Source organism: Bacillus cereus group sp. MYBK108-1, from assembly GCF_051917185.1.
Classification (GTDB): Bacteria; Bacillota; Bacilli; order Bacillales; family Bacillaceae_G; genus Bacillus_A; species Bacillus_A cereus.
In genome coordinates, this window is the sequence record NZ_JBQAHZ010000004.1 from 1 (window position 1) to 23,125 (window position 23,125).

The following is a 23,125-nucleotide window of genomic DNA, read 5'->3' on the forward strand; positions in this document are numbered from 1 at the left end:
TGTTTATACGTTTAATGTTACAGATCCAAAAGAAGTAGATATTTCTGTGGTAAATGAACAAAATATTGGGATGACATGGGTACTTTATCATGAATCAGACATGCAAAATTACGTAGCTTGTGGTGAAGATGAAGGAAATACTATAAAGGGGAAATTCGTAGCGAAACCAGGGAAATATTATTTGAATGTTTATAAGTTTGATGATAAAAATGGTGAATATTCATTATTGGTAAAATAAATTCATTTCCTATATGTATACAAGGGGTGTATTTCAGGAGGAGTCTGTCACGATAGGCTGCTCCTATTTTTTCTCAAGTATTAATTCTATAAATTGTTTAAATTCTTTCTTTGTGAAAAGTTTAGTTATCAAGAAAAAGTAAATAGTTTGTCTCTGGTACAGGGTGTAACAGAGACACTTTTCTTATCCGAATTTGCTTAGCATGAGGTTTCTGAAATGTTATCGTTACCCCTAGCTAAAAATACATGCTATAACTTTTAATTTATTTAGATGGAGCAGAATACAAGCTATTTTGGACAACATGAAGCTGCACATTCTAATCATGCAAATAAGGGTGTATTAGAATTAAGTGTAAAAGTTATAAAAATAAAAGACTATGGTTTAATCGTATGAATGAATATTAAAGACTATTATATGAAACATATGTATTAAATAGTGAAGAGAATTTGAATGATTTTAGTGAAAATTTATCTTGAACAGAAGAAACTGTGTAGTAATGCTTATTAAAAAAACAGTTACTGTAACTAAAAAGGATAGTTGAATGAAATAAGACCGTTCCTAATTATAGGAACGGTTATAAACTTATCATGTGCTGGAGGGCAATCCGAATGGCATGGAATACCTTCTCTAAACAGTATAGACATGAAAATTAACGAGTATACGTAATGATGGCAAACAATAATAGTGGAAGCCGTAACGAATTATTAGTTCGTGGTGCTGAAAGTGCAATCAATCAAATGAAATATGAAAAATCGCACAAGAGTTTGGTGTACAACTTGGTGCAGACGCAATAGTTCGTTCAAACCGATCTGTTGGTGGTGAAATCACAAAACGTCTAGTGGCAATGGCTGAACAACAATTTGGTGGAGGATTCACTTGCTAATTATATAGTTTATGGATTAGAAGGGGAGATTATATATCTCTCTTTTTTTATTGAAAAATATATGAGTAGAGTATCTTTGTAGTATTTAAGTAAAACGTCAAACTCCTTTTGTAGATAGCACGAGCTAACCTAATAGTTAGGAATTCATCATTTTGGAACATACTTAATTAATAAAAAGCAGTTAGCAAAAGCTAACTACTCGGTAACCAATTTGTTCTAAAACCGGTTAGTTATATTTTAGACAAATTATTAAAAAATATATAATATAAAAGAGCAATAATCTATGTTAACCGCTATAACGAAGACCAAATCAAGGGAAGAATATTTATTTTGTAACTCTTAAATAAACTACTATTAAGTAATTACAATATTTAAAAATAAAAAATGACCTTTGTTAATTACAAAAATCATTTTTTATACCAATTTTATTTATTAATTGTTTATTACATTTAATAATATAAATAATTTTATTAAAATAAACGGGTCAAGGAAAATTAATCCAACTGTTGCACATGTTGAAGAGTAAATCAAAAGGGAGAAGTGTAGAAAAAAGAATGACAAACAAATTCTCAAAAATCATTATTACGTAGGGGGGAAATATGTAGATAAGATTATAACGTTAACTTGAAATTTTTTTCACTTTTAACGTATTATTCTCAAAATGATATAAATCCTCCAAATAAAAGGGGAAATCAAATATGAAATCATCGATAGATAGTATTCAAGAAAGTAAAAGATTAAAAAATCAACAAAAGGAAGAGAAAGCAACATGGAAATCAATGTCTATGTTTCTAGTTCCCTTGCTTTTAAGTAACATATTACAATCAGTTGGACAATTATTTGGTATGGTGGTAGTAGGGCGATGGATTGGTGTGAATGAATTAGCTGCCATTTCAGCATTTTTTCCATTATTCTTCTTACTGGTTTCGTTTGTAATTGGAATTGGGTCAGGTAGTTCGATTTTAATTGGTCAGGCATTTGGTGCCCGTAATGAAGAACGTTTAAAAGCCATTGTTGGTACGACGTTGACATTTACCTTTATAATAGGAGTTATTTTGGCAATAGTGGGAAATGTATTTGCTCTGAACATTATGCGTCTTATGGGTACGCCAGAAAATATAATTGATATGAGTGTGCATTATGCACGTATTTTATTTATTTCTATGCCAGTTTTATTTCTATATTTCTCCTATACAACGTTTATTAGGGGTACAGGAGATTCTAAGACACCGTTTTATTTCTTAATTGTTAGTACAGTCTTAAATATAATGCTATTACCTATTCTAATTTTTGGTTGGCTAGGAATACCAAAAATTGGTGTGTACGGAGCTGCTTATGCTTCTGTTATCTCAACCATTATAACATTTATTGTTATGATTATTTATTTAAAGAAGAAGAATCATCCATTGCAATTAGATGAGACAGTACGGAAATATCTTCGTATGGATTGGGGTTTGTTAAAACTATTATTACGCCTTGGAATTCCAGCCAGTATTAATATGATTCTTGTTTCATTATCTGAGATTGCGGTAATCGCATTTGTGAATCGTTTCGGTTCGGATGCGACTGCTGCATATGGGGTTGTAAACCAGGTTGCAAGTTATGTTCAGATGCCTGCAGTCAGTCTCGGAATTACAGTATCCATTTTCGCTGCGCAATCCATTGGTGCAAAGCAATTTAATCGATTACAGGAAGTTATTCGTGCTGGAATCGTTATGAACTATATAATTGGTGGTATATTAATCGCTTTTATTTACTTGTTTTCAAGAGAAATCTTATCGTTATTCTTAACGAGTCCGAATACAATCGAAATTGCACATAGTTTGGTAATGATTACGCTTTGGAGTTACTTAATTTTCGGTCATGCTCAAATTATTGGTGCGACAATGCGAGCAAGTGGAACTGTATTATGGCCCACTATAATTGGTGTCGTATCAATATGGCTTGTAGAAGTCCCAGTTGCTTATTACCTTTCTTATCATACAAATCTTGGTATAAAAGGAATATGGATTGGATATCCAGCTGCATTTATTGTAAGTTTACTTTTGCAATATGGATATTATAAACTTTCATGGAAGAAGAAACGAATTTCACGACTTGTTAGTTAGAATAGAAGGTGAAAAATGACATTCACTCATAATTTGTCAGTTCAAGGGGTATAGCTACAACATTATCAAGCTAATAAAACCGAATTAGCCTCAGGAGGGAGTATATAATTCCCGATATTTGTTCTTTTCTTTTAATATGATATCTCGGAATAAAAGAGTGTGTTTTGAAAAAGGTAAATCAAAACACGCTCTTAATATTCTCAGTTGGTTTATTCTTTTATAAAAAAGTTTAATCATTTCCTATCTATATTACTATACTATCAAACTCTTTTCTTTAATTAGTCTAAAAGTGAATGTACAGAATTCAATTGCTTATAAGGAATACTTAGCTAACTGTTCACCCCAAGATGATAATTCAGTTTCAGTAAATCCTGCTTTTTTATATGCAAATTTAGCTGTAAGGTTTTCAGGGGCATATCCAATCATTATTCTAGAAATGTTTGCGTTATTATTTCTTCTTATCTCATCAATTACCAGATATATAGCTTGTTTACCTATACCTTTTCCTTGAAAATTTTCATCAATCATAAGTCTATAAATCCAATAATTATTATCCTCAGGATCTATCCCAAACATAGTAAATCCAATCATTTTTTCTTCAAGGTAAATACCTTTTGTATAGAAATTATCTAGAAATTGAACTTCTGCGATAGAATAAAGGTTGGATGCTATAAATGTTTGTTGTTCTTCTTTAACCGAAAGTTTAATTGCTTCTTCCCAATTATTTTTGTCAATAGCCTTTAAATAAATCTTATTCAATCTGATACTCTCCTTCCAATATTGAAGAGGAAGCACGTAGTTTATGTGCTAGTGATACATTATCCTCTTGTTTTTTTGCCCAATCAAATAGAAATATTTTCTCATCGACAACGCCTCCTTAAATGTACAATTCAAAACACATTATTATAATCAATATAAATATATTCTTTCCACTATAAATTATTTTCCTGTTGAAAAGACCCTATTTTTCTATCTAATTTATCCAAGGTATATGATACCAAATATCCGGAGAATCTCTTTGCAAACAATTGTATTTCAGGTTGAAAAAAGAAGCGCGTTTTTTGAAGAAGAAAATGATTGTTAACTTGTTAGCAGTGTGGCGGTACACTATTGTCATCAACCTATTATTCTATGATTTTTGTTTCTATTTACTTATATTTTTATTGTTACTGAACTCTACTTCATTAAAAGTTTGTTTATACCCCAGATTACCTCGTGTGAAAATAAGAATAAGTAAAGCGACAAATCCCAATCCTATCACTACAAATATATCCGTATTTTTTAAAACAGGGTTGGTGGAATGAGTTTGTGCTAAACTAAACGTATTTACACTCGCATGAATTAGCATGATTATAAATAAGTTACCGTGGTTGCAGTTATAGACCCAAGTAAGAATGATTGAGATTGGCAAACATAGTAAAATAAAAATTGGCAAATGAATATATAGGAGAGAAAGGTCAGAACCCGGGCCACCCCTTTGTGCAGCTGTTAAGAAATGTGGAAGATGCCAAAAAGTCCACAAAACACTAAGTAGTAATGTAGCTTTTAACGGTCCAAATTTCAATTGTAATCGAGGCAGAGCGAAACCACGCCATCCGATTTCCTCGGGTAAAGGCCCACCGAGAAAGAAAATTGCTACAAAAGAGAAGAGATAGGTTATAAAAAATTCAAAATTAAGGTCACGGAAAGTTGGTATCTCTCCATTTACTATAACCATCCCCAGAAACATTGTAGTTGGGATAACGATGAGAGTAAACAAGTACCACTTCAAACCGATCTTAGTAGTTAGAATGCTTTTTCTAACTTTTTTCCATGACTCTTTGCCTTCAAGAGTTCGAAACATGATATATGCTGCTAACATAGGGCCTGCAAATGCATTGGCAAAAAAGAAAATATGAAATGCTTTTGTTTTAGGGAAAATACCCCATTGGGATAAGATAAATGGAATTAATACAACCCATGAGAATAAATATGCCATCACGAAAAATGAAGTTAACGGATAGGATTCAAAATACCCTCTCAGACCTGCTGATGAGTTTTTTGATTTTGTTAAATACTTCAACACAATCACCTCTTCATTTATAAAAAACTGTATATGTGCTAATTCTACATGTTTGGATAAAGAACCTTTTTGATAAAAATACACAAAAATCCCGAATCATGGGGCTTTTTTAAGTGTCCATGATTTGGGGGACAGTTCAAATTGTCAGTTCTTTTTGTATTTTAAATAAGTAATTATTGAGGATGTAATGAGAAGAAAAAGAACCCTATTGGGTTCTTTTTCAAGGCATATTAACAGTAAGGAGAATCATGAAATGCTACTTCAAATCTTTATTAGGGGAAAGATTTTGAAAAAGCTTAACATACATCTATTTTTACATAAATGTAATATATAGTAAATTGATAATATTTATACTTACTATTACTAATATTCAATTAAGATAGTTAACACTATATGTATAGTATTAACTGATGTTTAGTGTAGTATACATTTAGGAATCTAGTATTAGATTACCATTGTCAAAAAAGCTAATAGATTTATCATTTCAAATACTAACTAACATTTAAACGATTTTAATTGAAATGGGATGTGTATTAACTCTTATAAACTAATGAAAGTAAATAAAATAAACAAAGACCCTGTAAAAATACAGGGTTAAGGGAACATATAGTTTCTTAAAAACATAATAGCATATATGTTTTTGATAGCTATATGAGGATTTTGACAAAATTAAGAACAAGACAGAAAATCTTTAAAAAAGAAAAATGTTTTTTAAATTAAAAGAAGAAAAGACACCTTTTGAGTGTCTTTTCTTTTGGGATACAGCTCACATATTGCTGAATTAGATATGAAATCATAATTCAACTATGAAATAAACAACTTAAGAAAATTTAACATAATCTGAACTGGAAAAAATATGTGATAGTGCATTTTTATTTTTTAACTGTTTTATTGGTATAGAAAAGCAGTATAAATAAAAAGGGCATGCAGTCGTATCTGCCGCCCCTTTAGGAGGAATTCAAGACACCAATAGGACACGTATTGGTAAAAAGGCTCAAAAATAGTATATGTAAAAAGAAAAAGTCCTATTCCAAAAGTGGGCTGAGCTGTATCTTTTTTACTTATTCAAAAATCAAATACCGTTCTTTTCAAAAGCAGTACAGCAAACATATGGTTTGGAATGGAATAAGAAAAAGTATACATGAAAATGGCAGACAACAATTTTGTCGCCTGCCAGTGCCAATGGACTGAATGAGTTAGTCAATTACTATAAATTTACTACCCCATTACCAGAAGAGTGAAGCCGCTAGTTCAAACGGCTTAAAATTAGTTTGCCTAAGAAAGAAAAAATTATGAGTGGAAATTTTGTTTGCTCTATATGAAAAGATAATGAGATATTCATCAGACAAGAATAATACAGCATACCTTGAATAGGGTGTAGGAACGAATTAAGGAAAAGAATGTGATTAAGGAAGGGACTGAATCAGGAGTGGGAATTTCGGACAGGATTTGGAGAACCGTGGTTGCCTTGGGCATTGCGAGTAATATCGTTGCTTGTATAATGGCAGTATACATTCAAAAATATGAGCTAATGATAAACTACCTTACAAATATTTTATTTTTAATAATTATAGCGATAACGTATATTAAGATGAAAATTAACAAGTGGGTGGCGTTAGGATTTACGTTAGTTGTAATGGAAAAAGGTATTAAGGCAGGCTATGACTTCTACACACATGATTACTATGGTGTCAGTTGGAGTTTAGCTATCATTGTCTATTGCATATACGAGATGAAAAATTATTATGTTGAAACAAATAAATAACCGCAAAAAATAAGGGTTAGTAGGTGGAATTCTTGTTGAAGTATACAATTTTTTTAACAATGATATTACGGTCCTATTTTTTTACTTCAATAGCAAAAAAAAGACGCCATAAGGCGCCCGAAAATTGGGTAAACGAGGTTTTAGTTTTCCAATCTAAAGAAATTATGTATCAGCTCACAATGAGAGCATATCATAATATGCAATCAAAAAAATATGCATTATTACATATATGAGTTTAACAAAAGTAAGATGGGAATAAATCAAAATAATATAAAAAAGACACTACAAGAGTGTCTTTTTTGAGAAAATACTCTATAATTAACTTTGGGGAAGGTAATGTTAGAGTATATATTTAGCATTATCTTTATATTTGATAAACCATGAAATCAAAAGATTTTGTGGTTTATTTTTTGAACAATAGCTATTACAGTATTGGTAGTGAGCTATTGTTCATTATAAGCATTAGGAGAGAAGGGATTAAAAGTCTAACATCGAATAACGGTTCCGGAATATAGTGTTGCGAAATGATCTCCCATATCCCAAACGGTACTTGCTTGTATATAGCCTTTAAAGCCTTCTGAAGAATAATAAATCTCTTTTGGTATACTTTCTTTAGTTTGGAAATGTGCTTTAGAATATTTTACATAATGGTTTTTAATAACTTTTGATTCTGGAACAATATTGTTTTTTTGTTCCAATGTTTGCCTAGCACTAGAAGGTGGTATGAATTTTTGAGTGTCTTGGTAATTATGATCTAAGGTGTCAGCCTGTACACTGTGTGACGACACAAAGAAGCTTAAACTACTTCCCACAATTAATGTTGTAAATACTAACTTTGAGACTTTTGTTAATCTAATCATTTTATAATCTCCTTTTCATTATTTTGTAAGGTACCTCCTTACACCTCACAGTCTATATCCACTACATAAGGGTGTACATACATATTGATAGACAAAATTCTACAAAATACCTTGTGTTTTTTGATTTGTGTATAATAATTCAATATTTGATAATTTATCAGAAGTAAAAATGCAGGCCTTATATAAAGGAAAATGAATAATTTATGCAGAGCTTGTATATAAAATTATTGTTCAAATATTCTAAAATGAGTTGATAAAGATGGTGTGGTATTATTAGACAATAATTGATTCGATAGGTTGGATTTGAAAAGTGAATTCTCTTTTTGAGCTTTTATTATTTAAAATAACTAAAGAATAAGTACAAGCACATAATTTAAATAAAAAAAGTGAGAAAAATGATAAACATTCTTCTCACTTTCATCAATTAGGGTGGCATATACATAAATATGCGTTTGAGAGGATTTTTGGATGAAAAATCCACATACATAGTATAACAAAATATTTAAGGCACTTCGCATGTAATATTGCATATAAAGAGTTGATAAATATAATAGTTAGTCTATTTCTATTATTTAACGGATTTTCCGAAAGAATGATCCTGCCTTAAGAGAGTGCAGGGTGATAGGCGAGAGAAGAATTTTGATTTGGCGTAGCCAAAAAGAACAATACATATTTTGATATGTAAAGACCCTTCAAATGAAGGGTCTTTACATACACTTATATTAAGTTTGTTGTGGTGCACCACCATGATCGCCAACACTATATGTAGGAACAGGGTAATGTCCATGAGTAGCAAACTGATCCGCTTTAGAAAGTGGAGAAATTCCCACCGTTAGAATCCCAATAAAAGCAATACCCGATAATAATAGGCTGATTTTTTTCATTATTTTAACACTCCTTTTTCAATTGATTTTCGTCTTGCTTGATAACAAATATGGAAATAATCACTTACCTTTTGGTGGTTCTCTAATTGTCTACATTTTGTGGCAAATAATTCGGCGTATTCGACAACATATTCCCATAATTCTTCTTGTTCAAAGTATAAGATTCCTTCTTGAATGATTTTTTCTAATTCTTCCAGTGGAATATTTTCATTTAATCTTTTTAAAATAGAGAAGTGGTGTGAGTATTCTTCGTTATGAATTCCTCTGCAGATCTGTAATCCCCTATCAATGAGTTTGCTAGCTGCTAATTGTTCTCCTAATTTATAATGTTCCTTAGCCTGTAGGAAGATAGCTTTGAAGTGTGTAGGGATTTTTTCTGTTACTTCTGAAAGGTGACGAATAGCTAACGTAGACATACTTTGATCAGAATACAGCCACCCCATAGTACTTTTTACGTATAACAAGGAATCTTCTTCCTTATTCTTCTGTAGTAATTCAATTGCACAATGTAGATATTCTTCTGCCTGTTCGTACTGCTTTAAATAGATACAGCAACCCCCTAACAAACTATTACAAAAGGCTGTTTTTACTTCATAACCTTCATACTTCGAAAAGATTGCTCTCGATTTATTTGCGTATTCGATAGCAGTGAGCATGTTATAGGTATGATGATAAAAAGTAGCAATTCTATAGTAGAATTCAGCATGTTCAATCTCATCTGGAATGTTTACTAGTATCTTTTCTGCCAGTTTATAATGTTCCTCTGCCTCAGTAAAACTTGATATAAAAGTGGAATGAATGGATTTGAAAAAGTGATAGTAGAAGTGTAGAAAATGGTCTGTAGGCATATCATAATCACTAATAGCATCAAAACTATTTTGTTGAATACCGAGGCTATCTGTTAAGACTGTGTAACGAAATTCAAGTAGTGAGTAATATAGTAACAAATTTTGATCCTGACGTTCTTGATTTGACTCAATGCTTAACTTAGTAATTTTTTCATCAATTTTCTTTTTTAGATTAGTAGCTTTTACAACTTGTTGAGATAGCATAGATCGATACCAGTCGTTCAATAGAGAGGTTAATTGCTCATTTCCCTTTACTGAAACACTCACTATATACTCCCCCATCCTATAGAAATATCTTAATCCTATTTAATTGTAACTATCATAGCAAAATAGAAGGGGAAATGGAGGCGTTTTACAATTTTTTCAATAAAATTCATAAAAACTAATCAATTTATGTCGAATGTACGTAGAATTTAATACCTAAAATGATAAAAAGAGGACGCATTATTATTTACGACCTCTTTTTATTAATCACATCAGTTTAAGCAAAAACTTTAATTTAATTATGTAGATTCACGAATAATTAAGTTTGTAGGGTATTCAATAATTTTACGTTTAATAGATTCATCTGTATTTATATATAGTAGTATCTCGTTAACGGTACGTTTACTCAGTTCAACAATTGGAATATCAATAGTACTAATTGTTGGGGTTGTAACTGTACAAATTAATTGATTATCATAACCACAAACAGCTAAGTCAGTTGGGATAGAATACCCCCTAATAGTAGCTCCTTTAATGACTCCAGCAGCAACTTGATCATTTCCAGTAAATAATGCAGTAGGTTTATCTTTAAATTTATCTAGCTTCTCAAAAATTTTAAATCCATCATTAATAGTAATTGCATCTCCAAATAGCCAATTTTTATTGAATGGTAATTGTTTTTCTTTTAAGGCATGCAGATAACCTTGTTGGCGTTTTAATTGTGCTTGACTATTAAGAGAGTCAAAACAAAAGCCAATTTTTTTATAACCTTTGCTTATTAAATGTTTAACAGCTTTGTATCCCGCTTCAAATTCATCGTAACAAATTATCGGAATAGGTGCATTTTCCTCATACTCATTACAAAGTATTATAGGCCCATAAGCTAAATAATGCTCTATATTTTCCCAACTATTTTCTAGAGATGCGAGAATTACACCATCTACAGCTTTATTCTTTAGTAATGAAAGTAATTCAAGCTCTATTTTTTTCTCATAAAAAGTCTGATAAATTAGCAATTTGTAATTGTGTTTTAATAATTCTTTAGAAATTTCTCTAGCTAATTTCCCGAAAAAGGGATGATCTATATTTGGAATTGATAGAGCAATGGTTTGTGTCTTATTTACCCTAAGATTCCTAGCTAAAGAACTAGGAGTATAGTTGAATTCTTTCATTACTTTTATTATTTTCTCACGTTTTTCTGAATTTACATAAGGATGATTATTTAGAACTCTTGAAACAGTAGCATTTGATACATTACATAATTTAGCTATTTCATTAATTGTTACCATAGAGAAACCCTCCGTAAAAAATATGTTGACATGTAATCGATAACATAAAATATAGTCTACTCATGATTTTCAAAATAATTTCTTAGAGGTAATTTAACGTGAAAACTCTTACTATAATTTCTTGACATAGTAAAGCCAATTTAGCTTTATTAAAGTGCTTACAGGGGGGGGACAAAAGAAAAAGAATTTGAAATTAGTAATATATTACCGAATCACAAGATGAAAGAGAAATTATTTAGGGAAAACAAATTGAAAATGGATATTGATATAGAAAAAGATATGTTCAATTATAGCAGAAAAATATACAGAAAATATAATTTATGCCAGTTAATCGGTTGATTTCTCAAGATGAGGTTGAAAAAATTATAGCAGTTTTAAAAAATATTTTACCGACAGGTCAATTCACAAGTGGACCATTTTCAAAAAAACTAGAAGAAGTAATCGGAAGTTATTTAAATAAAAAGTCTGTAATTGCAACAAGCAGTGGTACAGATGCCCTTATGGTGTCATTGTTATCTATTGGTATTCAGCCGGGAGATGAAGTAATTATGCCAGCTAATAGTTTTGCTACTACTGAAAATGTTGTGTTAGCGGTCGGAGCAAAACCTATATTTGCAGATATAGATCAGAAGAGTTATTGTATTGATCCATCTAAAATAGAAGAAGCTATCACCAAAAAAACTAAATGCATTTTACCTGTGCATTTGTATGGTAAGCAGTGTGAAATGAAAAAAATTTGTGAAATCGCGGATATATATCAATTAAGAGTTATTGAAGAAGCATGTCAAGCTATTGGTTCTTCAAATCTTGGAGAATATGGAGATATTATTGTCCTTAGTTTTAATCCATACAAGAATTTTGGTGTATGTGGTAAAGCTGGTGCAATAGTTACTAATAATGAAAATCTTGCAATACGTTGTAATCAATATAGTTATCATGGATTTGAAATTGATAAAAAAATAAAAAGGTATTAGACTTTGGATTCAATTCTAAAATTGATAATTTGCAAGCAGCTATTGGTTTGGAAAGGATTAAGTATTTATCATGCAACAATTTAAAAAGAGCGTATTTAGCTCAACGATATATTCGTGAGTTGAAGGATTTAGAGGATAGAGAATTAATAAAGCTACCTATGATGACAGAAGATAATGTCTGGCACCTTTTTCCGATTAGAATTGAAAATGGAAGAAGAGACGAGTTGAAAAATAAATTGTACCAATTGTATAACATTGAAACAGATATTTATTATCCAGTATTATCTCATATGCAAAATACCAAGTGGGTAAAGGGAAATAATCTGTTAAATATAGAGCAAGTTCATAAAGAAATATTACATCTACCTTTACATCCAAATATGATGTTAGAAGAGCAAAATTTCGTTTTGGAGGGATTATTCAATGTCAATAAATAATGAAGTTTTAAAGTCTTTAAATTTTGAAAGACTACCACTGGTTAAAAAGCCTAAATATGTAGTGTTCTGTGATTTTGATGAAACTTATTATCCTCATAACATGGATGATTCTAAAAGAAGCAATATGAAATTGTTAGAAAAGTATTTGTATGAACAAGGAAGTAAAGGGGATTTAGTAATTGGTTGGGTAACGGGAAGTAGTTTAGAATCAATTGTTGAAAAAATGAAAAAGGGTGGTATACAGTATTTTCCTCATTTTGTGGCGAGTGGATTAGGTACAGAAATAACGTACTTTGATAGCAACGGGACTACTATAGATGATCAAATTTGGGAAGAGAGAATTATAGAGGGTGGTTTTGATTCTTCGAAGATTGAAAGAATTATTAAATTGCTAGAATCAAAATATGAAATTTTTTTAAGACCTCAGACACAATTAGGAAGTTCTAAGTACAAATTTAATTTTTATTATGAAGAGCAAAATGAATTTATTGATGCAAAGAATTTAGAAAAGATAGGAGAAATCGGAGAGATATTCCAAGTTGGAGTTAATATTAACAAATGTAATCCATTAGCTGGTGATCCAGAAAATTGCTATGATGTAGATTTTATTCCACTTGGAACAGGTAAAGATGAGATAGTGAAATTTATTTTAGACAAGTACGAACTAGATAAAACAAAAGCAATTGCTTTTGGAGATAGTGGGAATGATTTAAGGATGCTACAAGCTGTAAGGCATGGCTATTTAGTAGAAAATGCAACAGAAGAGGCCAAAAAAACACACTCAATGCTAGCTCAAGGTGAATACTCGATTGGAATTTTAAATACTTTAAAGCACATTATTAATTAAAAGGGGATGTTCATATAATGAATATTTGGATTATAGGTGCAGGAAGTATTGCAAGAGCTCATTCTAGAGCATTATCAACTATTGATAATTGTAAATTAGTTGGAGTGTATGATGTTAATTCTGAGAATGCCGATAAATTGGTAGGGGATTTTGGTGGGAAGGTTTTTAATAGCTATGAAGAGTTACTAGAAGTAGTTGATGAGGTAATAATATCTTCTCCGAATTTTTGTCATAAATCTCAAGCTGTTCAAGCATTATTAAAAAACAACCATGTTTTATGTGAAAAGCCTATGGTGATTTCTTGTGAGGAAGCAAAGTACATGATGACAATAGCAAAAAATACTAATCTAGTCGCTTCAATGGGGGTTAACTATCGCTACTTATCCTATGTTAAGGCTTTAAAGCAATTAATTCAAAATGAAGAATTAGGGGAAATGGTAGTAATAAGATTGCATTTTGAAAAAAATAGCGCTTTTAGGAGAACTTCGTTTACTTGGCGAGATGATTTTCAAAGTAATAGAACTAGTGGAGCCTTGGGAGATTTGGGAATTCATCTAATAGATTTACTATGGTTTTTATTTGAGAGTGATTTTAGAGAGGATACCGTTCGAACTAAAATCAAAACAAATGTTAAGGAAAAAGAAAGCAAACCAGTTTTTGTTGATGACTATGCTGAGGTTTATGGCCAAAAATGTTTTTTTACCCTTTAGAAATGCATAATAGCAGTTTTGTTATGACTAATTTTATTAAAGAAAAACTTGCAACAGGATATGATGCTAAAGGTAATGCCATTCCATTTTATCAAACTAGACCAACCGATATGCCACAAGGGAGTATGTTTTCTACAGGGATTGATGTAGCCAATTTCATGATTGCTCAATTGAATGATGGTAAATTTAAAAATAACCAAATACTACAAAAAGAAACTGTAGAAGATATGCAAAAAACAAAATTTGTTTTACATCCTTGAATACCTATGAAAAGAATAAATTTTCGTTCTGGGAGAACTTCAAAATGTTAGCTTGATAGCAATGTGAATGGAACACTCACTGATTAAAGTTTCACTTTATTCCACACCACTCTCCAAAATAGAGAAAGATCCATTCTCACAATCAATTTCTGCCATTGCACCGTAAGGTAAAATAAACTTCGGTTCAGTATGGCCAAAATTTAAATTATAAAGAATCGGCAAAGCTTCTAAATTATGTTCCTTCATAGCTTTCAGTATTTCGTGTTTATATTCTTCATAATACTTTTCGTCTTTCGGTTTACCAAAAATGATTCCTTTTGCTTTTTGTAGAATGCCTTGTGCTGCATAATTTCGTAACCAATATTTTATATAACTTGGTTCTGGATGATCTTCAGAAGTTTCAAAGAAGAGAATACTATTCTCCCAATGTTTTTTCTCAGGCCAAAGTTCCGTTCCTTTTGCAAATTCCAATACTTCAATACATCCACCAATTAAGCGCCCCTGTACAGTGGTAGAGCCTTGAAGTAGCTCATATCCATTGTTTTGCTGCATCGTACGTCTTGTATCTTTATTTATTGTAATCCATTCTAAATGCTCACTTGTCCATTCATGAGCTGGTTGAATCTCGCCAATCGTTTCATTTGAAAAGAGAGTACGATTTACCATTTCAATTGTGTATGGATCCATCTCTACATTTTCGGCAAAATCGGTCAAAATTGCTGGACCATATAAAGAGGAAAGGCCTGCTTTATGACAAAATAAATGTGAAATAGTAACGTCAGAGTAACCCATAAAAATTTTCGGATTTTCGCGTATCACATTAAAATCTATATAGGGAAGTAACCGGATGCTATCTTCACCGCCAACATTCGCGATAATTGCTTTCACGCGTGTATCTTGAAATGCTGTCATTAAGTCTTCTGCACGAGCCTGTGGGTTGTTATAAATGAATTCGCTACCTTTTAAACTATTTGGCATTGGAATAACAGTAAGACCGAAAACTTCTTCTAATCTTTTAACTCCTTGCTCATATCGCCATCTTATTTCAGAATCACCTGCGCCTCCCCATGAAGGACTTACTGTCGCCGCGATATCTCCTGCTTGTAACCTCTTTGGTTTTATTAACATATGAATCCCGCTCTTACATAATGTAATGAACTACGGCTATACAAACCGTAGAGTTGAAGAACATTGTACATGACATTAGTTTCTCCGCCTCCAATAAGTTCACCTGCTGTAATTTGAGAATTTAGTATTAGTGCTGAATATAGGAATAATCTACAAACATTTTTTGTTAAAATTTATATTTGAAAATCACAGTATGCATCATTGCATGAGGAAAACGGTTGTTATTTTCACAACCTGTAACTATAATGATTACAGGTTGGTCGATACCAATCAAAAAAATAAAATCATCATGAATGGAGATGTTACATATGGGTATGAAAAAAATAATTTTAGCAGGTGCTTTAGGGATCGCAGCATTATCAGGAACAAATGTACCAGGATTAGAACTAACAAAAGCAAGTGCAGCTTCTATTGAATCGAACTTCTCGACGTTAGAAGGACGAGTAGTAGAAGTAGATAACGGTGTAATTGTTGTAAAATCTAAGCAATATGAGGAACCTGTTAGTGTGTATATTGATTCACTTTCAAACGTGAAAGTAGGAGATGAAGTAAAAGCTACTGGATCTATGATGCGTAATTTTACAGAATATATGGTTGCAACTGCAGTTGAAAATACAACAAACAAGTTAGGTATGCACATGAAAGAAGATGGCTCACCTAATTATGTAATTGGAGAAGTATCAAAAGTAGGAACGATGGAAGATGAGGGAGACGGTGCTACTAAATATGTTGTAGTTGAGTATCCATCGCTAAATGGGAAGAAAGATATTATTGATGTTTTCTTAACAAAGGGACAAGTATTTAATGTGGGTGAGAAAGTGAAAATTGATATGGAGTATGTGGGCTGGGGTGGTATTTCTATTAACTGGAACACAGTTGATCATATTGAAAAAGTTCATGAAGCAAAGACGAACGCTGAAAATAATGATGATGTATGGATTTGGTCTTAATAAGGCGAGTATAGGTCGTTATTTGCAATTTTCTCCAAACAATACATGTGAAAACTAAATGTATCATGCAGTACCCATCTCATTGCGTATGACAATGAGATGGGTACTTTTTTATTTGAAATTTGTGCAAGTCAATGTTTAGCATTTCTTTTTAAGAGTAAATTACGGGTGAAATCAAAACTTTATTTGCAGTACATAATAAATAATGTTGATTTTTTATCTTATATTAAAATAAAAACAAACCACTGTTCGATTTGAATATTCCACGATATAATAGTGAGAGTTTATGGCAGAATAAATATTTACATAAGAAGTGAGGTACTGTATGAAAAAAAGAACGACAGACATTATTTTTATTATTATCGGTGCATTTCTTTTTGCGTTAGGTGTCAATTTATTTGTTATTCCGAATGAGTTTGGTGAGGGCGGGGTAACAGGTATCACGATTATTACGTACTATTTATTTGAGTGGTCACCAGGTTTAGTGAACTTAATTTTAAATGCGATTTTGTTAATAGTCGGTTATAAATTTTTAAATAAGATTACAACAATTTATACGATTATCGCTGTAGTTACGAACTCACTATTTCTTCATTTAACAGAAGGATGGACAATTGCTTCTGATGAAATGCTCGTAAATGCCATTTTCGGTGGAATATTTATCGGGTGTGGTATTGGTCTCATCATTCGCGTTGGTGGAACAACTGCAGGTACTACGATTTTAGCGAGGATGACACATAAATACTTAGGCTGGAGTATTAGCTATGGTCTACTGTTCTTCGATTTAATCGTTGCGTTTTCATCTTATTTCATCATTGGTGCAGAAAAACTGATGCTGACAATTATTATGTTATATGTAGGAACGAAAGTAATGGAATTTGTAATTGAAGGTTTAAATCCGAAAAAGGCCATTACGATTATTTCTGATAAACCAGATGAAATTGCCGGGAAGGTGACTACTTTAATGGGCAGAGGGGTTACTGTATATTCAGGGCATGGCTATTACACGAAAACGCCGAAGGAAATTCTTTATGTTGTTATTAATAAGCAAGAAGTAGTGAAGCTAAAGCGGATTGTTCAAACTACAGATCCGGCTGCCTTCATCGCTATACACGATGTTCGTGACGTATTCGGAGAAGGATTTGTTGATATTTCGAAGGCTTAAAAATTGTTTTTGATTAAAATAATCTTAATACTAAAACGTGAGAATCTATTTTGAATCATCTGTTTTCAAAATAGATTCTTTTTTAATTAAACGCCAGTCACTTTCAGTTCAATCTTTTACGTTCTAAAGAAAACCGCCGATAAAGCGCTCCAGTCTGTTCTTTAATTTTAAAATGTGAGAGTTGAATAACAATGGGTTATATGCGATTTTTTAATCTACTCCCCATGAGTTCCGCCATTTGTTTTGCATCTGGATTTTCTTCATCGTACAATTTCTCAATAATGTTAATATAATCCGTCTCATTTCGATTTTGACTTAATTTATATGCAGCCTGGATGTCTCCCACCTTAACCTTAAATCCAACTATACCTTTCAGTTCATTTTCTAAGAGAGTAGGGGAAAGTTTATCCCATAATACTGGATTTTCACGATGCTCTTCATATTTTTTCAGCATTGTTGTTAATTCATCTATTAATTCCTCTTTATCTAAAATACTTGCTTTACCATATATATGGACAGCTTGATAATTCCATGTTGGAACTTCTTCATGTTCATACCAAGAAGAAGAGATGTAAGAGTGTGGTCCTTGAAATATTACAAGAACGTCTTCACAAGTTTCAAATGTTCTCCACTGAGGATTCCCATAAGCCATATGTCCAGTAATAAAATAGTCATCACCTTGTTTAGTTAATTCAAAGGGCAAATGAGTTGCGATTGGTTTTTCTTTTTTTGTTGTGACGATTGTTCCAAAAGAGTTTTTTTGAACAAAATCCCAAATTTCATCAAGATTTGTGACTTTAAAATACTTTGGAATATACATAATAGCCCACCTTTCAAAAAAAGTTATATGAGTGTTTTGATCATTATAAGGTCAACTTGTTCGTCATCGCCCATGTAAAAGGAATGAGAGCCAGCTTGTACAAAACCTAAGTTCTTATAAAAAGCAATAGCATTTTCATTTTTCTCCCATACGCCTAGCCAAATATTCTTTTTATTATGTTCTATTGCAATTTCAATAGCATTATTTAGTAGATATTTACCAAGACCATGTTTTTGAAAGGAGCTCTTTATATAAATTCTCTCTACTTCAAGTGATTCATTGCCCATTTCTTCAGACTGAGCATCATCAATATTGACCTTTAAATATCCAGCAATTTCATCGTTAAAGTAGACAAAAAAGAATTGAGAAGAGATATTGGATAATTCTTTTTCTAATTGCTTTAAGTTAAATGCCTTTTCCAAATAATGATGCATATTTTCGGGTGAATTCTGATGTTTAAAAGTCTCATTAAATGTTTCATAACTAATTTCTTGAAGTCTGTGTATATCTTTAAGGGTGCACTTTTCTGTATGTGTAGTCATTTGAATAGTTCGCTCCTTTATATAATCAATAATTTCTCTTATTTCCCTTTTTTACAAATTCCCAATCTTTTTCTATATTTTTTCTTACTCTTTGAAGAAGGTTAGAAATAGTTTCCGCTTCTGTTTCCGAAAATCCCTCTAATGCAACAGTATTTGAATAATCGTTTTCTCTTTTAATAAAAGGATAGACGTTTTTCCCTTTTTCTGTTGGGAAAAGTTTTTTGATTTTCTTGTTAGATTCATCTTCTTTCTTTTCGATAAATCCATTGAGTTCAAGCTTTTTGATAGCACGGGCTGCGGTTGTACGATCTACTTTTATCATCTCAGATAGCTTTTCTTGAATGATTCCTGGGTTTTCACATATTCGCACAAGGTACAAATACTGACCTTTTGTAAGCTCATATTCTTTAAATTCTATATTACTAATAGAATCTAATGCCCTTGCAATCATGCCAATTTCACGAAGAATTTCTTTCATAATGAACTCCTTATCTTTTATTTTTATTGCAAATGCAACAATTTGAAATTACATTTAATATAAAATATTTTTATTGTAAATGCAACAAAAATAACGATGAAGAGGTTGATTAAAATGAAGTATGTTTTTTATGTATTAGGAATTTTAATATTAACCCTTGGTATTTCTTTCACAATACAATCAGATTTTGGCACTTCACCTTTTGATGCACTTTTAGTAGGACTTTCTTTAAATGTGGGGCTTACTGTGGGAAGCTGGGAAATAATAATAGCTTTATTATTAATATATTGTAATTCGATATTAAAAAGAAAAAAACCAGAGGTACTAGGGTTGTTAACAGCATTCATAACGGGTATTGGTATTGATGTGTGGCTATTTTTATTACGCAATTTAATTACACCTGAAATATGGTACAGTAAAATGATTTATTTTGGAATCGGATTAGTTATTACAGGATTAGGAACTGCAATATATTTACAAACAAATTTTGCTCCCATTCCAATTGACCGATTAACTTTAATCATACAAGAATTAACTAGAACGAATATCTTTATAGCACGAACATGTATTTACCTTATATTCTTAATAATGGCAACGATTTTACATGGACCAATTGGTGTTGGGACTATATTAACTGTTTGTTTAGGTGGGCTATTACTGAATTTCTTTATGCCACTTACTAAAAAAGTAATAGATCACTTATTCGTACACCAGAGTACAACATCACCAAGTTATAAGAGTAATAAAGCAGCTGACCACAATGATAACAAGAGTATCTTCTAAGGAATCCTTTTCTTTTTCTTGCAAAAAATCTAATTGTTTCTTAATGTAGTGATGTAGAAGGATGAACGAGAGAGGGTTTAATGAAGATGATACATATTTTATTAGCTGATGACGATAAACATATTAGAGAGTTATTGCATTATCATTTACAAAAAGAGGGATTTAAAGTTTTTGAGGCGGAAGATGGAAAGGTAGCGCAAGAAGTATTAGAGAAGGAAAATATTCATCTTGCGATCGTAGACATTATGATGCCTTTCGTTGATGGTTATACGTTATGTGAAGAAATACGGAAGTATCATGATATACCTGTTATTTTATTAACGGCGAAAGATCAGTTAGTCGATAAAGAGAAAGGATTCATTTCTGGTACGGACGATTATATTGTAAAACCATTTGAACCAGCTGAAGTCATTTTCCGTATGAAAGCTTTATTACGCCGTTATCAAATGCTGAGCGCTGACATAATTACACTCCATGGAACGACAATTGATCGTAAAGGTGTTGAAGTAAAGTGTAACGGCCAGACGATTTTACTTCCTTTAAAGGAATTTGAATTATTATCACAACTAGCTAGTTATCCTGGGAGAACATTTTCAAGAGAAGAATTAATTGAATTAGTATGGGGAATGGATTTTGAAGGAGATGAACGAACAGTTGATGTTCATGTGAAGCGACTACGAGATCGTTTCTCAAAACGAACGGATGATTTTCAAATTACAACGGTGCGCGGCCTCGGGTATAAGTTGGAGTTGAAATAAGATGAAATCACTATATTCTAGATTTGTATTTATGACGGTCGGCATTATGCTACTTAGTAGTATTATCGGCTTTTTATTAACGAACGTATATTATCAAGTGAAGTTAAAACCGTATAATAGTGAAAAGATTTTAAAGTATGCGGAAGAAGTTAAATCGTTATATGAAAAGCAAAGTGAAGAAAATCAAGAGACGTATTTGCATTCTATTGCAAAGTTAGGGTATGAAATTTATATTGTCGATGATCAAAAGAATGGAAAGCGTATCGGCAATGCGTTTCGTAAGACGACGATAAGTGATGATACAGTCCATAAAGTATTGCAAGGTGAAACATTTAATGGTGTTTCTACATATCCGACTCGCCTATTTATTACCGGTTTTTTCGATAATGAATTAATAAATAGTGTCGGTGTACCGGTAAAGCACGGTGATAAACAGTACGCGTTATTTATTCGCCCCGACATTCAGAACCAATTTGGCGAAATGCGAATTTTCTTAGCGGTATTACTTGGGTTTATCGTACTATTAAGCATTATCTTTATAGCGATTGCAGCAGGTTATATCGTTCGCCCAATCCGTAAATTTACGAAGGCTACGCAAAAAATTGCGAGTGGGGAATATAAAATTGAATTAGACGTAAAACGAAAAGATGAAATAGGAACGTTATCTACAAGCTTCCAAAAGATGACGAAAAGTATTAAAGAATTAGATGAAATGAGACAAGAATTTGTTTCGAACGTTTCACATGAATTCCAGTCGCCGCTTTCTTCCATACAAGGTTTTTCAAAAACGTTGCAAACAGAAAAGATGAGTGAGGAAGAAAGAAATCATTACTTACAAATTATTGAGGGCGAAAGTAAGCGAATGTCTAGTTTATGTAAACAGTTACTTACGCTCGCTTCATTAGATAAGGAGGAGAAAGTTCTACAAATAAAAGAATTCAATTTGCAGAAGCAAATTAAAGACGTTATTTTTATGCTCGAATGGAAATGGCGTGAGAAAGATATCGCCGTTGAATTTGATGTACCAGACATTACAATACAAGGTGATGAAAACTTACTTCATCAAGTATGGAGTAACATTTTCACGAATAGCATTAAGTTTTCAAACGATGGTGGAACGATTGAGTTTTTCGTGGAAGAGTTAGAGTCTAGCGTTATAATTTCTATATCAGACAACGGAATCGGTATGGAAAAAGAAGAAATGGATCGTATTTTTGACCGTTTTTACAAAGTAGATACAGCAAGGGCAAGAAACGTAGAAGGTAGCGGTTTAGGATTATCAATCGTGCAGAAGATTGTTGAACTGCATAAAGGGACCGTTTCGGTATATAGCACGAAAGGGGAAGGGACGACTGTTCGGGTTGAACTTCCTAAATAGATGAAAGAGGCTGTTTGGGAACAGCCTCTTCTTTTTTTGTCGCTAGTATACGTGTAAAATGAAAAAATATGAGTCATTTTAATTGCATAATCGGATGAGTTTATGGAGTGGGATTAGGAGGAAGTTTATTTAAAAATGTAGAATCTCTACAGAGTTAGAGGAAGTGTATTAAAACTTGAACTGTGTAGGGAGGAAATTACTTTGAAACGAATTGACTTGTTATTAAATAAACTAGATTCAACATTCGATAAAGAGAGTTGGTATGCACCGTTTAAACATGCTATAGAAGGACTTACAGCTGAACAGGCTATGTGGAAACCAGCTGGAGAGACAACGAATACCATTTGGGAGAATGTTAATCATCTCACTTATTACAAAGAAAGACTTGCTGCAAACTTGGAAGGACGTGAATGGACACATAATCTTGACGGTAATGACACCTTTTATCTGACTAAGCAATCTAATAATGATACGGAATGGAAGGAAGTCGTTGAACGCTCTGAAAATGCTCAGCGTAATTTAAGACAGGTATTAAGTGCAATTTCTGAAAGAGAGCTTGAACAAAATTCACTTGAAGGTAAATTACTGGACATCATGCTTCATGATGCTTATCATACAGGCCAAATTATTCAATTAAGGAAAATGCAGGGGGCATGGCCATCAAAGCGTTAACGGAACCTTTTAGTTGGTGCTATTGTTGAATAAATTTTAGATATTCAAACGACTTTATTATTATATTTTTAACCCCGTCCCC

20 protein-coding genes and 4 pseudogenes are annotated in these 23,125 nt (G+C 32.0%); 14 read left to right on the top strand and 10 right to left on the bottom strand.

The annotated features are described in order from the left end of the window. The 3 genes and pseudogenes from ACTFSL_RS08340 to ACTFSL_RS08350 form a co-directional block, all read left to right on the top strand. Window positions 1-238 (top strand): PPC domain-containing protein (locus ACTFSL_RS08340; RefSeq protein ID WP_440041496.1); only part of this gene is annotated, 238 nt, incomplete at its 5' end. Window positions 239-906: 668 nt separating this feature from the next. Next, window positions 907-1,121: pseudogene (locus ACTFSL_RS08345) on the top strand (small, acid-soluble spore protein, alpha/beta type). Window positions 1,122-1,900: 779 nt separating this feature from the next. After that, on the top strand, window positions 1,901-3,229 hold the full coding sequence (locus ACTFSL_RS08350; protein ID WP_400154827.1) for an MATE family efflux transporter: 1,329 nt from the start codon (window positions 1,901-1,903) through the stop codon (window positions 3,227-3,229). A gap of 312 nt (window positions 3,230-3,541) precedes the next feature. Here the strand turns inward: ACTFSL_RS08350 and ACTFSL_RS08355 are convergent, their stop codons facing one another. Beyond that, window positions 3,542-3,988: a GNAT family N-acetyltransferase gene (locus ACTFSL_RS08355; protein WP_001034039.1), complete on the bottom strand. Its 447-nt coding sequence runs from the start codon at window positions 3,986-3,988 to the stop codon at window positions 3,542-3,544. Between the two features lie 385 nt (window positions 3,989-4,373). Further along, complete coding sequence (locus tag ACTFSL_RS08360; protein WP_061457460.1) at window positions 4,374-5,291, bottom strand: CPBP family intramembrane glutamic endopeptidase; 918 nt, start codon at window positions 5,289-5,291, stop codon at window positions 4,374-4,376. Window positions 5,292-6,720: 1,429 nt separating this feature from the next. Between ACTFSL_RS08360 and ACTFSL_RS08365 the strand changes: the two genes are divergently transcribed. Then, window positions 6,721-7,056 carry a hypothetical protein gene (locus ACTFSL_RS08365; protein ID WP_031312250.1) on the top strand — a complete coding sequence of 112 codons (336 nt, stop codon included), beginning with the start codon at window positions 6,721-6,723 and terminating at the stop codon, window positions 7,054-7,056. Between the two features lie 485 nt (window positions 7,057-7,541). Here ACTFSL_RS08365 and ACTFSL_RS08370 read toward each other — a convergent pair whose 3' ends face one another. From ACTFSL_RS08370 to ACTFSL_RS08385, 4 genes are all read right to left on the bottom strand, one after another. Beyond that, complete coding sequence (locus ACTFSL_RS08370) at window positions 7,542-7,916, bottom strand: hypothetical protein (protein ID WP_000620456.1); 375 nt, start codon at window positions 7,914-7,916, stop codon at window positions 7,542-7,544. Window positions 7,917-8,638: 722 nt separating this feature from the next. After that, complete coding sequence (locus ACTFSL_RS08375; protein WP_000724102.1) at window positions 8,639-8,800, bottom strand: hypothetical protein; 162 nt, start codon at window positions 8,798-8,800, stop codon at window positions 8,639-8,641. Continuing rightward, window positions 8,800-9,915, bottom strand: a complete 1,116-nt coding sequence (locus ACTFSL_RS08380) for a tetratricopeptide repeat protein (RefSeq protein WP_440041497.1) — start codon at window positions 9,913-9,915, stop codon at window positions 8,800-8,802. Before ACTFSL_RS08380 ends, ACTFSL_RS08375 begins: the two co-directional genes overlap by 1 nt. A 236-nt stretch (window positions 9,916-10,151) precedes the next feature. Next, on the bottom strand, window positions 10,152-11,141 hold the full coding sequence (locus ACTFSL_RS08385) for a LacI family DNA-binding transcriptional regulator (RefSeq protein ID WP_000256370.1): 990 nt from the start codon (window positions 11,139-11,141) through the stop codon (window positions 10,152-10,154). A 98-nt stretch (window positions 11,142-11,239) separates the two neighbouring features. Here ACTFSL_RS08385 and ACTFSL_RS08390 point away from each other — a divergent pair. The 4 genes and pseudogenes from ACTFSL_RS08390 to ACTFSL_RS08405 form a co-directional block, all read left to right on the top strand. Then, window positions 11,240-12,552 (top strand): annotated as a pseudogene (locus tag ACTFSL_RS08390) (DegT/DnrJ/EryC1/StrS aminotransferase family protein). Then, entirely contained in the window at window positions 12,539-13,399 is an 861-nt protein-coding gene (locus ACTFSL_RS08395; RefSeq protein WP_061457455.1) for an HAD-IIB family hydrolase, read from the top strand. Before ACTFSL_RS08390 ends, ACTFSL_RS08395 begins: the two are co-directional and overlap by 14 nt. Window positions 13,400-13,416: 17 nt before the next feature. Beyond that, window positions 13,417-14,088 (top strand): annotated as a pseudogene (locus tag ACTFSL_RS08400) (Gfo/Idh/MocA family protein); the annotation flags it as partial. After that, window positions 14,075-14,366 (top strand): annotated as a pseudogene (locus ACTFSL_RS08405) (serine hydrolase); the annotation flags it as partial. The pseudogenes ACTFSL_RS08400 and ACTFSL_RS08405, both read left to right, overlap by 14 nt. Before the next feature lie 99 nt (window positions 14,367-14,465). Here ACTFSL_RS08405 and ACTFSL_RS08410 read toward each other — a convergent pair. Beyond that, window positions 14,466-15,497 carry a S66 family peptidase gene (locus tag ACTFSL_RS08410; protein ID WP_061457453.1) on the bottom strand — a complete coding sequence of 344 codons (1,032 nt, stop codon included), beginning with the start codon at window positions 15,495-15,497 and terminating at the stop codon, window positions 14,466-14,468. Between the two features lie 308 nt (window positions 15,498-15,805). Between ACTFSL_RS08410 and ACTFSL_RS08415 the strand changes: the two genes are divergently transcribed. Further along, window positions 15,806-16,447 carry an ATP F0F1 synthase subunit alpha gene (locus ACTFSL_RS08415; protein ID WP_061457452.1) on the top strand — a complete coding sequence of 214 codons (642 nt, stop codon included), beginning with the start codon at window positions 15,806-15,808 and terminating at the stop codon, window positions 16,445-16,447. A gap of 325 nt (window positions 16,448-16,772) precedes the next feature. Then, complete coding sequence (locus ACTFSL_RS08420) at window positions 16,773-17,612, top strand: YitT family protein (protein ID WP_000747497.1); 840 nt, start codon at window positions 16,773-16,775, stop codon at window positions 17,610-17,612. 196 nt (window positions 17,613-17,808) lie between these two features. Here the strand turns inward: ACTFSL_RS08420 and paiB are convergent, their stop codons facing one another. The 3 genes from paiB to ACTFSL_RS08435 are packed head-to-tail and all read right to left on the bottom strand — an operon-like array spanning window position 17,809 to window position 19,452. Beyond that, complete coding sequence (gene paiB, locus ACTFSL_RS08425; protein WP_103622163.1) at window positions 17,809-18,432, bottom strand: protease synthase/sporulation negative transcriptional regulator PaiB; 624 nt, start codon at window positions 18,430-18,432, stop codon at window positions 17,809-17,811. 23 nt (window positions 18,433-18,455) lie between these two features. Next, window positions 18,456-18,974, bottom strand: coding sequence for a GNAT family N-acetyltransferase (locus ACTFSL_RS08430; RefSeq protein WP_153581400.1), 519 nt, complete (start codon window positions 18,972-18,974; stop codon window positions 18,456-18,458). Between the two features lie 25 nt (window positions 18,975-18,999). Next, window positions 19,000-19,452, bottom strand: a complete 453-nt coding sequence (locus ACTFSL_RS08435) for a MarR family winged helix-turn-helix transcriptional regulator (RefSeq protein ID WP_326263613.1) — start codon at window positions 19,450-19,452, stop codon at window positions 19,000-19,002. A gap of 114 nt (window positions 19,453-19,566) precedes the next feature. Here ACTFSL_RS08435 and ACTFSL_RS08440 point away from each other — a divergent pair, with 114 nt between their 5' ends. The 4 genes from ACTFSL_RS08440 to ACTFSL_RS08455 all read left to right on the top strand — a co-directional run bounded on the left by ACTFSL_RS08440 (window position 19,567) and on the right by ACTFSL_RS08455 (window position 23,043). After that, window positions 19,567-20,235 (top strand): YczE/YyaS/YitT family protein, encoded by a 669-nt coding sequence (locus tag ACTFSL_RS08440; protein WP_086396818.1) that lies wholly within the window; start codon window positions 19,567-19,569, stop codon window positions 20,233-20,235. Between the two features lie 80 nt (window positions 20,236-20,315). Then, a complete protein-coding gene (locus tag ACTFSL_RS08445; protein ID WP_000781966.1) occupies window positions 20,316-20,993 on the top strand; it encodes a response regulator transcription factor in 678 nt (225 codons plus the stop codon). A gap of 1 nt (window position 20,994) precedes the next feature. After that, the gene (locus ACTFSL_RS08450) at window positions 20,995-22,371 is read left to right on the top strand and encodes a sensor histidine kinase (RefSeq protein ID WP_438882621.1); all 1,377 of its coding nucleotides are present in this window, start codon (window positions 20,995-20,997) and stop codon (window positions 22,369-22,371) included. A 201-nt stretch (window positions 22,372-22,572) separates the two neighbouring features. Then, the gene (locus ACTFSL_RS08455) at window positions 22,573-23,043 is read left to right on the top strand and encodes a DinB family protein (RefSeq protein ID WP_000820996.1); all 471 of its coding nucleotides are present in this window, start codon (window positions 22,573-22,575) and stop codon (window positions 23,041-23,043) included. The last annotated feature ends 82 nt before the right edge of the window (window positions 23,044-23,125 follow it).

Bases quoted from the DNA above. Each gene is read 5' to 3' on its own strand.
- ACTFSL_RS08350 (WP_400154827.1), top strand. From the start codon at position 1,901: ATGTCTATGTTTCTAGTTCCCTTGCTTTTAAGTAACATATTACAATCA.
- ACTFSL_RS08370 (WP_000620456.1), bottom strand. From the start codon at position 7,916: ATGATTAGATTAACAAAAGTCTCAAAGTTAGTATTTACAACATTAATT.
- ACTFSL_RS08375 (WP_000724102.1), bottom strand. From the start codon at position 8,800: ATGAAAAAAATCAGCCTATTATTATCGGGTATTGCTTTTATTGGGATT.
- ACTFSL_RS08385 (WP_000256370.1), bottom strand. From the start codon at position 11,141: ATGGTAACAATTAATGAAATAGCTAAATTATGTAATGTATCAAATGCT.
- ACTFSL_RS08395 (WP_061457455.1), top strand. From the start codon at position 12,539: ATGTCAATAAATAATGAAGTTTTAAAGTCTTTAAATTTTGAAAGACTA.
- ACTFSL_RS08410 (WP_061457453.1), bottom strand. From the start codon at position 15,497: ATGTTAATAAAACCAAAGAGGTTACAAGCAGGAGATATCGCGGCGACA.
- ACTFSL_RS08415 (WP_061457452.1), top strand. From the start codon at position 15,806: ATGGGTATGAAAAAAATAATTTTAGCAGGTGCTTTAGGGATCGCAGCA.
- ACTFSL_RS08420 (WP_000747497.1), top strand. From the start codon at position 16,773: ATGAAAAAAAGAACGACAGACATTATTTTTATTATTATCGGTGCATTT.
- paiB (WP_103622163.1), bottom strand. From the start codon at position 18,432: ATGTATATTCCAAAGTATTTTAAAGTCACAAATCTTGATGAAATTTGG.
- ACTFSL_RS08430 (WP_153581400.1), bottom strand. From the start codon at position 18,974: ATGACTACACATACAGAAAAGTGCACCCTTAAAGATATACACAGACTT.
- ACTFSL_RS08435 (WP_326263613.1), bottom strand. From the start codon at position 19,452: ATGAAAGAAATTCTTCGTGAAATTGGCATGATTGCAAGGGCATTAGAT.
- ACTFSL_RS08440 (WP_086396818.1), top strand. From the start codon at position 19,567: ATGAAGTATGTTTTTTATGTATTAGGAATTTTAATATTAACCCTTGGT.
- ACTFSL_RS08445 (WP_000781966.1), top strand. From the start codon at position 20,316: ATGAAGATGATACATATTTTATTAGCTGATGACGATAAACATATTAGA.
- ACTFSL_RS08450 (WP_438882621.1), top strand. From the start codon at position 20,995: ATGAAATCACTATATTCTAGATTTGTATTTATGACGGTCGGCATTATG.